Origin of the sequence: Moraxella nonliquefaciens (genome assembly GCF_001679005.1) — a bacterium.
Classification (GTDB): Bacteria; Pseudomonadota; Gammaproteobacteria; order Pseudomonadales; family Moraxellaceae; genus Moraxella; species Moraxella nonliquefaciens.
In genome coordinates this window covers 16232-28567 of the sequence record NZ_LXTW01000002.1, presented here as the reverse complement: position 1 = coordinate 28567, position 12336 = coordinate 16232, and the positions used below count along the sequence as shown (strand labels likewise).

The following is a 12336-nucleotide window of genomic DNA, read 5'->3' as shown; positions in this document are numbered from 1 at the left end:
CATGCCATATGGTATGGGGTTTGGTTTATATACTTTTTAATAATTTTGCCAACGCAAGAGATGCATTATCCGTTTTCATAAATTGTTCGCCGATTAGGAAATGGTGAATGCCATGCGACTGCATCAGTTGTATGTCATCTGGTCCATGAATGCCACTTTCACTGACAATCAAAGCATCATCACCCACGTTTTCACGCAAGCTCTTAGCAAGGCGAATGGATGTGTTCAAATCCACATTAAAAGTGTTTAGATTGCGGTTATTGATGCCATAAATATTGTGGGCAGATTTGGGCAGTTTTAATGCACGAGCCAGTTCATGCTCATCATGTATCTCAATGAGTACGTCCATGTCAAGCTCTGTTGCTACGTTGTGTAGCTGTGCTACGGTCTTATCGTCAAGGCATGCCATAATCAGCAAAACACAGTCCGCCCCCAACGCCCGACTTTCATAAATGTGATACTCATCCACCATAAAATCTTTACGCAAAATGGGCAGATGACAAGCATTTTTGGCTTGGATGAGATGGTCATCGTGTCCTAAAAAATACTGCCTGTCCGTCAAAACAGACAGACAAGTCGCCCCAGCCAACTCATAGCCTTTGGCAGCAACAATGGGGTCAAAATCTTGACAGATGATGCCTTTGGATGGGCTTGCTCTTTTTATCTCGCTAATTATGCCAACGTTATCTTGCGTTATCTTTTGTAAGGCATTGGCAAAACCACGCACGATGGGGGCAGAGCTGACTTTTTGTTTTAGTTCATCAAGGCTGATTTGGGTACGTGCTTGGGCAATTTCTTGGTGTTTGGTGGCGACTATTTTTTGTAAAATGGTGGGGGCAGACATAAGGTCTCCTATTTAAAAATCAATGATGAAATTGTTGGGTAAATGCCACAAATTCCTGCATTTTTTGCCATGCCTTAGCACCTACCAGCGTGTCTTTGGCAAGGGTTACGCCATCTTGAAAGCTCTTTGTTTGCCCTGATAGATACAGAGCTGCCCCTGCATTTAGGGCGATGATGTTGCGTGCTTTTTGGGTGCGTGGGTCATTGTTACCGTGTAGGGCGGATTTGATGAGGTGAAAACTTTCATCAGATGAGCTCACTGATAAGCCATCAAGCGACCCCATGGTAATGCCAGCATCAGTGGGGGTGATTTTAAAGGTGTTAACCTTGCCGTTTTTATATTCAGATACGGTTGTAGGCACAGCAAGGCTTATCTCATCCAGACCATCATCAGAATGCACAACCCACACATGACGACTGCCAAGGTTGCCCATGACATGAGCGATTTTCTCACACAATGCCACATCATACACCCCAAGCAGGGCATTTGGGGCAAAAGCGGGGTTGGTCAAAGGCCCTAAAACATTAAAAAGTGTCCGTATTTTTAACGTGCTACGTACTGCTTTGGCATGACGCATGGCAGGGTGATGGTTGGGGGCAAACATAAAGCAGATGCCCGTCTTGTTGGCACAATGAGCAACTTGTTCTGAATCAAGGGCAAGATTCACACCTGCACAAGCAAGCAAATCAGATGCCCCAGAGAGACTTGATACGCCTGTACTGCCGTGTTTGGCAACCACACCACCACAGGCTGCCACCACAAAAGCACAGGCCGTAGATACGTTAAATAAGTTCGCACCATCTCCGCCTGTTCCCACAATGTCCACCGCATTATCCACATCAAGGCTTACAGTTTTGGCAAATGAACGCATGACAAGAGCACAGGCGGTAATCTCATCCACGCTCTCACCTTTGATACGCCATGCTGTCATAATGGCAGAGAGCAGTACATCGGGGCATTTGCCTGTCATGATGTATTCCATCAGCTTTGTGGCAGTATCATCGCTTAGCTCTTTGCTACTGATTAGGGTGTTTAGGGTGTGTACCAAAAAGGCATGAATGTCGTGGTCATTGTTTGGCTTCATGAGTTTCCTTTTTAAATGAATTATAGATGTTTGGATGATGCCATCATTCATGACGTTTATAAAAACATAATGACTTGCGGTTTGACCATGTTTTTAAAACAACCTTTTATTTTTAAATGTAAAATGTAAAATGACATGGCATCATAAAGGGCGGGTACACCCCAATATTTACGCCACCGTTGGCAATTGATTGTCATCTAACACAGCAAGTCCACAGCGTTTTAGGAAATTATTAAACAGCCGATAACCATGCTCGCTTAGAATGGATTCTGGATGAAACTGCACCCCCTCAATGTTCATCTCTTTATGGCGAACGCCCATAATTTCTCCCATAGAGCCATCTGTGTGCTGTGTCCAAGCGGTGATGTGTAGGCAGTCGGGTATTGTGGTTTTATCAATAACCAGCGAATGATAACGCACCGCTGATATGGGATTTGGCAAGCCGTGAAATACGCCTACATCATCATGATACACCTTTGATAGTCGTCCGTGCATGATGTTAGCTGCTTGAATAACATCGCCACCAAAGGCTTGTCCGATGGCTTGATGACCCAAGCATACACCCAAAATGGGAATTTGTCCGCCAAATTGTGTCAAAATTGGCAAGCTAATCCCCGCCTCGGTTGGTGTACAAGGACCAGGCCCTAAGATGATGGCTTTTGGGGCAAGGGCATCAATCTCATCTGGTGTCATTTCATTGTTGCGTTTGACCACAATTTTTTGCTTTAACTCACCAAAATACTGCACAATGTTGTAGGTAAAACTACAATAGTTATCAATCATCAAAATCATTTTTAAAATATCCTATTGATTTTATTAAATACTTTAATCTATGTTAGAAAACCACACTCAATATTACACTCAAAAATAAAAATCACACCCTATTTGAGTGTGCTTTTTGCTATTTGTGTTCAACGAATGTCTTGACATTATTTTCCAACCAATAAGGGTAAGGGTCATGCCCATCTTCTTTTGGTATTTTACCACTCTTTTGCCATCTGTCAAATGTTGAACGTGTTTTGCCCAATAATGTGCAAAATTCACGGTCAAGATGCCATTGTCAAAAAAGGCGAGACTTACCTGCCAAATCCCAGTCCCATTGATGAGAATGAAGCGGTTAAAAAACAGCGATACATGGATTATCAAAAACGAGCCGTTTTTTATAATGTTACCAAACGAACCGCCAACGCCATGGCAGGGATGGTCTTTGCTAAATACCCCACGCTTGACATACCGCCAGAACTAGAACGCATTAAAACCAATGTGGACGGTGGTAGTCTATCGCTAGTCGGTCAAGCACGCCAAGCCTTTTTGATGATGCTATTAAAGGGGCGTGGTGGATTGCTTGCCGATTACCCTTATGTGCCTAGTGATGAATATAAGCCAACCAAAGCACAGGTTAAAAAATATAACTATGTGCCAAAAATTAGGCTTTTTGAACCAAAGCATATCATTAACTGGCGTGTTGAGCCTATCAATAACGCTAACAAACTGACCTTGCTTGTTCTAAAAGAAAGCTACATCAAATCCGATGACGGCTTTAAAGCAGAGTATGGCGAGCAGTTAATCGTGTATCGCTGGATTGACGGTGTGGTACATCATAGCCTATACCAAAAGGATGGGGTATGGCGTGAAGTGCAGACAGGCGTGTTAAGCGTTACCGATATTCCATTTACCTTTTTTGGGTCAAATGATAATGACGAAACCATGGATGATGCACCGCTTTATGATTTGGCGGTGTTAAACCTTGCCCATTATCGCAACAGTGCTGATTATGAAGAGGGTAATTTCATCTCAGGGCAACCGAGCCTATTTATCACAGGGCTTACCAAAGAATGGGTAACCGACATTGTCAATCAAGGCAATCCCATCCGTCTAGGAGCGAGAACGGCTAACATCTTAGGCAGTGGGGCAAATGCGTTTTTATTGCAGGCTGATGCCAACAGTGGGTTATATCAAGCCATGCAAAATAAAAAAGAGCAAATGGTGGCATTAGGGGCAAGATTGATTGAGCCTAACGGTAGCACCAAGACTGCCACCGAAGCCCAAAGTGAGAAAGTAGACGAGACATCGGTACTTGCCATGCTTGCCAATAATCTATCGGACGCTTATAGCCGCGTGCTTAATTATTGTGCCGACTTTTTGGGTGTTAATCATAAATGCACGATGGCACTTAATACCAAGTTTGACAGCACCAAGATGACCCCACAAGAACGCCAACAGCTCATCGCAGAATGGCAAGCAGGGGCAATCACATTCTCTGAGATGCGTGCAAGACTGGTTGATGATGAGATTGCCTTTATTGAAGATGATGAGCTTGCCAAAGCAGAGATTGAGAGCGATTTAGGTTATGAAGAAACTAATCAATTTAGAACGTCTCAAAGCCAAATTGGCGAATGATTTTAATATCACAATCAAAGACATTTTGGCGTTTTTGCAAAGGGTGGTTTTTAATAAAGAGATTGGCGATTTATCACAAAAAGAAGTAAATATTGTGATAAAGAAAACCGACAGCCAATTAAAAACCCTGTTTGGGGCGTTTATCACAAACTTAAAAACCGATTGGCGGGGGCTATTTAATCATCGCTATGAGGTGGACAGTCCAAAGAACATCAAGGCATTACAAAAGTATGCCGATGAAGTGTTTGCTAAGCCGTTGCGACTAGATGGTAAAATGGGCATAACGCTTGATGAACTGCTTGATGTATTTAACGATGAAGAACGCAAGAAAATCACTAACGCCATCCGCCTAGCTCATCATGACGGTCTGCCCAATGCCAAACTTGTTCAAATGATAAGGGGGACAAGGGCTAGAAACTACCAAGATGGGATTTTGGCAATCACAACACGCCACGCCAAAACCATTGCCCACACAGGCACAGCCATTGTTGCAAATCAAGCCAAGCAGGCGGTCATTGCTGATAATGTCGATATCATCAAAGGCATTAAAATACTTGCTACCTTAGATTTACGCACCAGTGGCATTTGTAGGGGTTTGGATGGGGTGTTTATGCCTTTGGACAAAGCACGATATCCGCCCTATCATTTTAACTGCCGTACAAGTTTTGAGATTGTCTATGATGGCTATCAAACGCCCAAACAGCGAGCGAGCATGGATGGTGTGGTTAAAAATCAAACTTATTATGAATGGCTAAAAAATCAGCCTGCCCAATATCAAGATGAAGTGCTTGGCAAAACCCGAGCGAAGTTATTTCGTGATGGTGGCATGACGGTAGAGCGGTTTAGGGCGTTACAGCTTGATAAGAACTTTACGCCCTTAACGCTTGAACAAATGAGAGCATTAGAACCCAAAGCATTTGAAAAAGCGTTTGGTGTTATTGATGAGACAAAAGGAGAAAATAAGCCCACACCTTTTTATCAAACAATAAATTTAGGCGATTTAAAGCCACGTCGTAGCGAAGTTATTAGGTTGCAAAATGAGCCGATAAAACATGGCGAAAAACCAAAAACACCCAGACCTGCCGAAGCCGAGCTTGCTGATTTATTGCAGCAATATTTTGGCATCTATTTGGTGCGATATGATGACCGCTATCACAAAATAAGTCCAACTGCCAATCCGCCTGACTTTGCCAAAAAACACAGTGATTTGCCAAGCAAACAATGGCAAACGCTTGATGTCATGTATGCCATTGGCAATGATGTGGATATCAAGGCTTATCTACATAGCATGACCAAATCAGATAAGGCATGGGATAGGCAAAAAGAAAATATCATCAATCATATTGAGAAGTCGGATATTGTACCATTGGATTTACGCAAATTTGACAAACAAAGACTAGAAAAAATCATTGATTTTTTGTTATCATTAGATGAAAAACAACAAAACAAAATCCTTATCATTCAAGGAGACAATGATGATTATGATAAGTAAAGGCAATGGTTTTGGCACAAAAAGTTTTGCCAATCAAGTGTTAGCCAGCATCCGCCCAAGTCTGATTGAACGATTTGGCAAAGACAGTGAAATCATGCAAGATTTTGATAATGAAGAGAGATTTTTTGGCTTCATCGCCTTACAAGATTTGTCCAAAGATGATTTTAATTTTGTTGCACAGCAAATCATCAATGCCAATCTTGATGAAAAACCTAAAATTGGGCTGATTGAAAAAATAAAAGCTGACCCACGGTTTGCTTAGCCTTTCATCCATACCCATTCACAAGCAAGCATCCATTAGGATGCTTTTTTATCATCCGCTGTTTGTAACAGCAAAATCAAAGGTAGTAACCAATGAGCGAAAAACCAACCACAGTTTTAAGTGATGACACACAAAACCAAATCACCCAAGAGCAGTACAACGAGCTACAAGCAGAAGTTGAACGATTGCGTAAACACAGCGAGACCCTTTTGGCTGAAAAAAAGCAACAAAGCGAACAGCGAAAGGCTGAGCAGGCTGAAAAAGAGCGACTTGCCGAAGAGACTGCACGCAAAAAGGGGGATTTTGAAACGCTAGAAAAGCAGTACCAAGCCAAAATCCAAGAGTTAAATGAGCAAATCGCTAAGCGTGATAAAGAGCGTGATGAGCATTTGGTCAAATCACACGCCCAAAAGCTATCAAGTCAGTTAAGCGACAACCCTGCCAACCAAGAGATTTTACAAATACTCATTGAAAAGCGGTTATCCGCCAAAGATGGTCAAATCAGTGTGCTAGATACCAGCGGTGCTGTATCTATCATGACCCTTGACGATTTGGCAAAACAAATCCAAAACTGTGGTAAATACGACAGCTTAATCATTGGCACAAAATCCTGTGGTACAGGTTCAAACGGTCAATCAGCTAAGCGAGCAGGTGATTACAGTGAACAAGAGCGATTAGCACTTGCCAACTCAAACCCTGCTTTATTTAATCAATTATTTTTGGAGTAATCATGGCTAAATTACGAGAGATTTTTAATAAAAATGTCACCTTGTCTTATCAGGTTAAAGACAACTTACAGCGGTCAAAGTTTTGGCAATCAGGGGCATTTGTCTCAGATGCACGCTTACGCCCCCTGCTAACGAGCGGTTCATTAACCTTTGATGTGCCTTTTATTCATCCCATTGATGGCAATTTAGAAGCCAACTATTCCAACACCATCATGACAGATATTGCGATGCCACGCTCAATCGAAGGCAGTAAATCAAAAGGGCGTTTGGCACTGTTAAATGAGGGTTTTATTGAAAGCCGTCTTGAAAGCTATTTGATGGGTCAATCACCGCTAAAACTCATGGCACAGATGATTGATGACTATTGGCTTGCACAAGCTGAAAACCGTGCCATCGCTACCTTGTTTGGTCTTTTAAATTATGACCAATCTAATGGTAAGAAGTTATCTACTGACATATCAAAGGCAACCGCTGATGATACATCAGGCTTTGATGTTCATGCGTTTATTGATGCTGAGGGTAGCCTAGATGAGATGCACCAAGGGTCAGGCTTGATGATTGTTCATCCTTTGATTGCAACCAAGATGAGAAAACAGCGACTACTTGAGAGAGTAACCACCGCCGATGATTTAAAGCCCATTGATATGTATAACGGTCGCAGGCTTATCCAGTCAAAGCGTGCCACGGTCATAGGTACAGGTAAAAACGCCAAATATGTCTCTTATTTGTTAGGGGCTGGGGCATTTGCCGCCGACATGGTTGCAGGGCATGATGATTTGGAGCTTGAACGCACGGCGAACACAGGCAACGGCTCAGGTCATACCACGCTATGGACACGCCGTAACATGCTCATCCACCCCCAAGGGTTTAGCTTCATCGCTGAGCCTAGTACGCTTACAGGTGGCACAAAAAATGAAGCCTTATCACCGAGTTGGACGGATTTGACCACCGCCGCCAATTGGAGATTGGACGCCAATGCTGATGCTACCCCCATCCGCTTTTTAATCACCAACCTATAAGGAGAGATTCATGTCATTACCAAAAGATAAGGTTAAGCCTGCTTTTAATTTTACCTATCCATCAGAGCGAGCGTATTTTGATGAAAGCAAAAGCACGCTGACTAACGCACAGGTAACAGACCCTGCCAAAAGTGGGGCAGATTATGGCATTAAAGACCCACAGGTTACCGAAGCCCTAACAGGCACAAAGAGCGAGACCGCCAAGGTTGAATAACAGCCAAACAACACGAACAAAAGCCCCATCTGTTTTAGGTGGGGTTTTTAGGATGAAACAATGATAACACTTGATGATTTAACAGACATTGATAAGGCTGATGAACAAACCGTGGTTATTGTCAATGCGTGGCTAAATAAGCATAAAATTAGGGCATTTGATACAATCCCTGACCCCATCAAACAAGCAGGCAGATACATTGCCAAAGCGTGGCTGGATGGGGATTTGTTTGCCACACGCACCGAAGGTCAGGTCATCTCAAAGTCATCAAAGGCAGGTGATGCGTCTGTTTCAAAAACCTATGCAGATGGCGAACAAGGGCAGGCTATGAGCCAAAATGAGCAAATCGCTTTGGCACTCATTGAGCCGTATTTACAACAGCCTTTGGGAATATTTGGCTTATCTGTGGTAAGGGGTTAAGTTTTGGCTAAGCATTCAAGGCAAAATTGCACAGCATAAGGCATGGGGCGGTAATTTGGGTCATCTGTATGCACCAAATAATAACGCATCATGCGTTCAGACACGCCAAGCACGTGGGCGGCTTTTCGCTGAGACAGCTCTGCTTTTTTAAGCAAGGCCCTAAGATAGGTTGGGTCGGGTCTGTGGTTGTCAATGTGTGGTTTCATTTTTTTAAATCCTGAAAAAGCCTACTAATTGCAGCAGGCTTTTTTTGTTTAAATAGTTGCCCAAAATTCACTTGAAAGTCTGTGCGTACCATTGATGATTTTTTGAATGTGTAGTTTTGCAATTTCTGCTAACTCTTCATCAGTTTGATGATTGTTGCGATATTTTTTGCAGAAAAATTTTACTGCTAAATCATTCAATATCTCGGCATATTCATTGGTTTGAGTGTTGTTATGCGTAACATAAATATCATCAATCTCTGATGTCATTTCAGAAGTTACTTTTTTAAGTGCTTCAACTTCGTAAAGTTTAGCGTTGGTTGTTGTTATTAAAACATAAACCTTAAATCTATGTTGAGTAACTTTGATTTTGGCTCTAATGTTTAATGCTTTTACAGCTTTTTTAACTTTGGTTTCAGCTTCATTTTTGGAAACAACATTCATCTCATCGCTCCTTAGGCGGTTTTTGTTGCCTAAGCGTGGTTGCTTGGCTATAAGTGCATTTTAGGCAGTTATTGCCTAAGTGTCAAGCGTTTTTAAGTAAATGACTTTTTTGGTGCAACATGAAACAAGAAATTACCCAAGAAATTACCCAAGCCTTTGATACTGATTTGGCGGATGCTGTCAAAGACTTCACCGCCTACCGTGCCATGCCATCTGATGATGATTGGGCGGTTAATGATACAGGCACAAAAACCCATGCCTATAAAGGGCGTGGGGTATTTGGGTCATACAGTGCTTATGAAACAGATGGGCAAGCGGTCAGTATGAAAGATGTCAAACTCACCTGCTTACAAAGTGAGCTGACAGACACGCCCATGATTGATGATGTCATCAATGGTATGCGTGTGCTTAGCATCAAAAAAGACCCTGCCAATGTTAGCCACACCATTCAATTAAGGGGGCTACATGTGGACAACACCGCCTAGTCTATTTGCCGATGAAGTGGGCGATGAGTTAGATAGGACGTATCGCAAATTTGCCATTGACTGCTATAACAATGTCATCGCCCTAAGTCCTGTGCGTAAAGGGCGTTACAAAAATGCCCATCATATCAGTATTGGCACAAAAAGCCTAAATGAAAATGGGGGCGGTGTTGAGCTTGTCTTAGGTCTGCCAAAGCACACCTACCCACTCATCTACATTCAAAACAACCTGCCCTATTCGTTGCGACTTGAACACGGCTGGTCACAGCAAGCCCCAACAGGGGTGTACGGCAATGCCTTCAATAGTGCGGTGGCAAGCCTATGAATAGCTTAGAAATTGAACAAATCATTTTAACCCATATCGCAACATGGCAACATTTTGACCCAAAACGCCTAGCACGGGATAACCGTAACATCGCACCACCCAAAGACGGTGTATGGGGGCGTGTGTCAATTTTGGGCGGTATTAACGCCATTGCAAGCCTATCTGATGAGCCGTGTGTCTTGCAGGTAGGTACGCTTGTCGTACAGCTATTTTGTGCGGAAAATCAAGGCACGGTTAAGATTAAGACGTGGGCGGACAGCCTTGCCCATCATTTAAAGGCAAAACAGTTAGGACGGCTTGAACTTCTTGCCCCCAGCATTATCAACGTGCCGTCTATTGACGGCATTTACCAAATCAATGTGAGTGTGCCGTATCGGTACTACTAAATTTTTTTAAAGGCATTCCCCGTAGATTATCTTGCCAATCTGTGGGGATTTTTTATGTGGCAAGAATTTTTATGTTCGGAGTGAATATGAGTGAATTGGTCATGGTTGATGATGGTCAGCCAAAAACAACAACCCTGCAAATCGCACAGGGCTTAGGCGTTAAGCATGAAAATGTAATTAAATTGGTGCGGTCTTATATGCCTGATTTTGCAGAATTTGGCAAGGTCGGATTTAAAATCCAACCAAGATTGAAAGGTCAGCACGGTGGTGGTGATGTGCCGTATTTTGAGCTTAACGAACAGCAAGCCACGTTTTTAATGACCCTTATGCGAAACAGCCCCAAAGTGATTGCCTTTAAAAAAGCATTGGTTCAAGCATTTTTCTACGCTCGCTCATTGTTGCAAAGTGAGACGATGGAGCTAATGCAACAATACACCTTGCTTAGCGACTTAAAAGAGCGTGAACAGGCATTTGCCAGTTTGTGCGGTAAAGGTCTATCCGATTGGAAAAAGAGACGAGACGACCTAAACACCGCCATTTTGTCCGTCCAAGAACAAATGCAACCCCAATTACCTTTTAACAGCCCATAGGGCTTAGGAGTAGAAATTATGTCTCGTGGTTCAACCATTGTGGTGGCATACGCCCCCCAAACAACTAATGAAGTGCCAAAAACAGGATGGAAAATCCTGCCCTACGTCTCAAACGGTTTGAGTGCAAGTTTTGAGAACACAGAAAGCCAAACCATTACCGATAGCCGTATTGCACAAGCAGGACTGGTAACAGGCGGTCAGGTGCAAGGTGATATTGAGGTAGAATTTGCCAAAGACGCTTATGATGACTGGCTTGCAGCGGCGGCGTTTAGTGAGTGGAAAAGTAACGTTTTGACATTTGCAGGCAATAGTGCCAAAACCTTTACCGTGGAAGTGGGCTATAAAGATGTGGGCATTTATCACTATTATGGCGGTGTGCGTGTCAATACCCTAAAACTTACCCTATCTGATACAGGCTATGCAACTTGTACTTTTGGGGTCATGGGAACAGACTACAAAAACCAAAATAACACCCCTTATAGCAAATCACCCACCAAATCTGCCAACCTACAAAGGGTAACGTCTTTGTCGGTAGAAGACATCAAGATTGATGGGGTTACCACAAAAGGCGTGGCGTGTGTTACTGAATTTAGCTTTGAGACAGACAACAACATTCAAGCCCAAAAGTGTTTGGGGGATGGCATTTTTGCAGGCACTTTACTTGAAATGATGGCAAAAATGTCAGGGTCATTAACCCTAGCCTATGGCAAAAAAGCCCAAGAGCTTGTTAATAAGCAAATGACAGGGGCAACGGTTGCCATTGAGCTTAGCTTAAAATTGGCTGATGGGTCAAAATACGTACTTAACATTCCCAAAGCACAGGTGGCAGGTGAGACCCCAAATGGTGGCATGAATGATTTGATTAAACAGAACGTAAATTATACCGTGGTGGAACAAGCCCCAACCTTAACTAAAATACCAGCATAGGAGTGATGAATGGCTTATATCATTAAAAAACAAGATTTGGCGGATGATAAAGATTTTACAAGCACCTTTACCCATGATAAAACAGGCATTCGTGTTACATTTTATTCCGCCCTAAAACCTGCCTTTTTGCGAACGCATGCCCTTATCATGGCAAAAAAAGAGCAAGAGCAGGACACCCCATTGACCGCTGATGTCATCGCCAAGATGAACGATGATGAGTTAAACATTAACGAAGCCATGGGCTATGCCATTGGGGAGCATTTGATTGCTGATTGGGATGTGGTGCTAGATGATGATGGCAGTCAGGATAAATTGCCCATCACAGGGGAGAATTTCATTAAACTTATCGCCTGTCTGCCTGATGGCTTTGAATTCTCCATTTGGTGCTTAGAGTGTAGCGAGAAAACCGCCCAAAGTGCCAAACAAAAGGCAACTGATTTGGCAAAAAAGCCGTCCAAAGGTTCAAATGGGAGCAAAACTACCAAGACCTAAGCGACTTTGATAGGCAGGTTTATG

General features: G+C 42.9%; 18 protein-coding genes. 13 read left to right on the top strand and 5 right to left on the bottom strand.

Annotated features, from left to right (window positions below; translation table 11 throughout):
- Positions 1–25: 25 nt before the first annotated feature.
- The 3 genes from trpC to A7456_RS01135 form a co-directional block, all read right to left on the bottom strand.
- A complete protein-coding gene (gene trpC / locus A7456_RS01145) occupies positions 26–844 on the bottom strand; it encodes an indole-3-glycerol phosphate synthase TrpC (protein WP_067006729.1) in 819 nt (272 codons plus the stop codon).
- Between the two features lie 19 nt (positions 845–863).
- A complete protein-coding gene (trpD, locus tag A7456_RS01140; protein WP_067006726.1) occupies positions 864–1928 on the bottom strand; it encodes an anthranilate phosphoribosyltransferase in 1065 nt (354 codons plus the stop codon).
- A gap of 168 nt (positions 1929–2096) precedes the next feature.
- The gene (locus A7456_RS01135; RefSeq protein WP_066892912.1) at positions 2097–2720 is read right to left on the bottom strand and encodes an anthranilate synthase component II; all 624 of its coding nucleotides are present in this window, start codon (positions 2718–2720) and stop codon (positions 2097–2099) included.
- 237 nt (positions 2721–2957) lie between these two features.
- Between A7456_RS01135 and A7456_RS01130 the strand changes: the two genes are divergently transcribed.
- From A7456_RS01130 to A7456_RS01100, 7 genes are all read left to right on the top strand, one after another.
- The gene (locus tag A7456_RS01130) at positions 2958–4328 is read left to right on the top strand and encodes a DUF4055 domain-containing protein (RefSeq protein WP_067006722.1); all 1371 of its coding nucleotides are present in this window, start codon (positions 2958–2960) and stop codon (positions 4326–4328) included.
- On the top strand, positions 4279–5820 hold the full coding sequence (locus A7456_RS11100) for a hypothetical protein (protein WP_067006718.1): 1542 nt from the start codon (positions 4279–4281) through the stop codon (positions 5818–5820). Before A7456_RS01130 ends, A7456_RS11100 begins: the two co-directional genes overlap by 50 nt.
- Positions 5804–6082 carry a hypothetical protein gene (locus A7456_RS01120; protein WP_064654921.1) on the top strand — a complete coding sequence of 93 codons (279 nt, stop codon included), beginning with the start codon at positions 5804–5806 and terminating at the stop codon, positions 6080–6082. The genes A7456_RS11100 and A7456_RS01120 overlap by 17 nt, the downstream gene beginning before the upstream one ends.
- Positions 6083–6174: 92 nt before the next feature.
- Positions 6175–6810, top strand: coding sequence for a coiled-coil domain-containing protein (locus A7456_RS01115; protein WP_067006715.1), 636 nt, complete (start codon positions 6175–6177; stop codon positions 6808–6810).
- Positions 6811–6812: 2 nt separating this feature from the next.
- The gene (locus A7456_RS01110; RefSeq protein WP_064639507.1) at positions 6813–7829 is read left to right on the top strand and encodes a hypothetical protein; all 1017 of its coding nucleotides are present in this window, start codon (positions 6813–6815) and stop codon (positions 7827–7829) included.
- Between the two features lie 10 nt (positions 7830–7839).
- A complete protein-coding gene (locus A7456_RS01105; RefSeq protein ID WP_064622225.1) occupies positions 7840–8043 on the top strand; it encodes a hypothetical protein in 204 nt (67 codons plus the stop codon).
- 60 nt (positions 8044–8103) lie between these two features.
- On the top strand, positions 8104–8463 hold the full coding sequence (locus tag A7456_RS01100) for a hypothetical protein (RefSeq protein WP_064639509.1): 360 nt from the start codon (positions 8104–8106) through the stop codon (positions 8461–8463).
- Here the strand turns inward: A7456_RS01100 and A7456_RS01095 are convergent.
- Positions 8460–8669: a helix-turn-helix domain-containing protein gene (locus tag A7456_RS01095; RefSeq protein WP_067006713.1), complete on the bottom strand. Its 210-nt coding sequence runs from the start codon at positions 8667–8669 to the stop codon at positions 8460–8462. The two genes, A7456_RS01100 and A7456_RS01095, sit on opposite strands and share 4 nt — an antisense overlap.
- 48 nt (positions 8670–8717) lie before the next feature.
- Positions 8718–9110: a hypothetical protein gene (locus A7456_RS01090; RefSeq protein ID WP_067006710.1), complete on the bottom strand. Its 393-nt coding sequence runs from the start codon at positions 9108–9110 to the stop codon at positions 8718–8720.
- Between the two features lie 119 nt (positions 9111–9229).
- Between A7456_RS01090 and A7456_RS01085 the strand changes: the two genes are divergently transcribed.
- The 6 genes from A7456_RS01085 (at position 9230) to A7456_RS01060 (ending at position 12312) form a co-directional block, all read left to right on the top strand.
- Complete coding sequence (locus A7456_RS01085) at positions 9230–9595, top strand: glutamate 5-kinase (RefSeq protein WP_067006707.1); 366 nt, start codon at positions 9230–9232, stop codon at positions 9593–9595.
- On the top strand, positions 9576–9917 hold the full coding sequence (locus A7456_RS01080) for an HK97 gp10 family phage protein (protein WP_067006705.1): 342 nt from the start codon (positions 9576–9578) through the stop codon (positions 9915–9917). Before A7456_RS01085 ends, A7456_RS01080 begins: the two co-directional genes overlap by 20 nt.
- The gene (locus tag A7456_RS01075) at positions 9914–10303 is read left to right on the top strand and encodes a phage tail terminator-like protein (protein ID WP_067006702.1); all 390 of its coding nucleotides are present in this window, start codon (positions 9914–9916) and stop codon (positions 10301–10303) included. The genes A7456_RS01080 and A7456_RS01075 overlap by 4 nt, the downstream gene beginning before the upstream one ends.
- Positions 10304–10389: 86 nt before the next feature.
- Positions 10390–10893 (top strand): Rha family transcriptional regulator, encoded by a 504-nt coding sequence (locus A7456_RS01070; protein WP_227713296.1) that lies wholly within the window; start codon positions 10390–10392, stop codon positions 10891–10893.
- Positions 10894–10911: 18 nt separating this feature from the next.
- The gene (locus tag A7456_RS01065) at positions 10912–11820 is read left to right on the top strand and encodes a phage tail tube protein (RefSeq protein ID WP_067006696.1); all 909 of its coding nucleotides are present in this window, start codon (positions 10912–10914) and stop codon (positions 11818–11820) included.
- 9 nt (positions 11821–11829) lie between these two features.
- A complete protein-coding gene (locus tag A7456_RS01060; RefSeq protein ID WP_067006693.1) occupies positions 11830–12312 on the top strand; it encodes a hypothetical protein in 483 nt (160 codons plus the stop codon).
- Positions 12313–12336 lie beyond the last annotated feature (24 nt).

Bases quoted from the DNA above. Each gene is read 5' to 3' on its own strand.
- trpC (WP_067006729.1), bottom strand. From the start codon at position 844: ATGTCTGCCCCCACCATTTTACAAAAAATAGTCGCCACCAAACACCAA.
- trpD (WP_067006726.1), bottom strand. From the start codon at position 1,928: ATGAAGCCAAACAATGACCACGACATTCATGCCTTTTTGGTACACACC.
- A7456_RS01135 (WP_066892912.1), bottom strand. From the start codon at position 2,720: ATGATTTTGATGATTGATAACTATTGTAGTTTTACCTACAACATTGTG.
- A7456_RS01130 (WP_067006722.1), top strand. From the start codon at position 2,958: ATGTGCAAAATTCACGGTCAAGATGCCATTGTCAAAAAAGGCGAGACT.
- A7456_RS11100 (WP_067006718.1), top strand. From the start codon at position 4,279: ATGAAGAAACTAATCAATTTAGAACGTCTCAAAGCCAAATTGGCGAAT.
- A7456_RS01120 (WP_064654921.1), top strand. From the start codon at position 5,804: ATGATTATGATAAGTAAAGGCAATGGTTTTGGCACAAAAAGTTTTGCC.
- A7456_RS01115 (WP_067006715.1), top strand. From the start codon at position 6,175: ATGAGCGAAAAACCAACCACAGTTTTAAGTGATGACACACAAAACCAA.
- A7456_RS01110 (WP_064639507.1), top strand. From the start codon at position 6,813: ATGGCTAAATTACGAGAGATTTTTAATAAAAATGTCACCTTGTCTTAT.
- A7456_RS01105 (WP_064622225.1), top strand. From the start codon at position 7,840: ATGTCATTACCAAAAGATAAGGTTAAGCCTGCTTTTAATTTTACCTAT.
- A7456_RS01100 (WP_064639509.1), top strand. From the start codon at position 8,104: ATGATAACACTTGATGATTTAACAGACATTGATAAGGCTGATGAACAA.
- A7456_RS01095 (WP_067006713.1), bottom strand. From the start codon at position 8,669: ATGAAACCACACATTGACAACCACAGACCCGACCCAACCTATCTTAGG.
- A7456_RS01090 (WP_067006710.1), bottom strand. From the start codon at position 9,110: ATGAATGTTGTTTCCAAAAATGAAGCTGAAACCAAAGTTAAAAAAGCT.
- A7456_RS01085 (WP_067006707.1), top strand. From the start codon at position 9,230: ATGAAACAAGAAATTACCCAAGAAATTACCCAAGCCTTTGATACTGAT.
- A7456_RS01080 (WP_067006705.1), top strand. From the start codon at position 9,576: ATGTGGACAACACCGCCTAGTCTATTTGCCGATGAAGTGGGCGATGAG.
- A7456_RS01075 (WP_067006702.1), top strand. From the start codon at position 9,914: ATGAATAGCTTAGAAATTGAACAAATCATTTTAACCCATATCGCAACA.
- A7456_RS01070 (WP_227713296.1), top strand. From the start codon at position 10,390: ATGAGTGAATTGGTCATGGTTGATGATGGTCAGCCAAAAACAACAACC.
- A7456_RS01065 (WP_067006696.1), top strand. From the start codon at position 10,912: ATGTCTCGTGGTTCAACCATTGTGGTGGCATACGCCCCCCAAACAACT.
- A7456_RS01060 (WP_067006693.1), top strand. From the start codon at position 11,830: ATGGCTTATATCATTAAAAAACAAGATTTGGCGGATGATAAAGATTTT.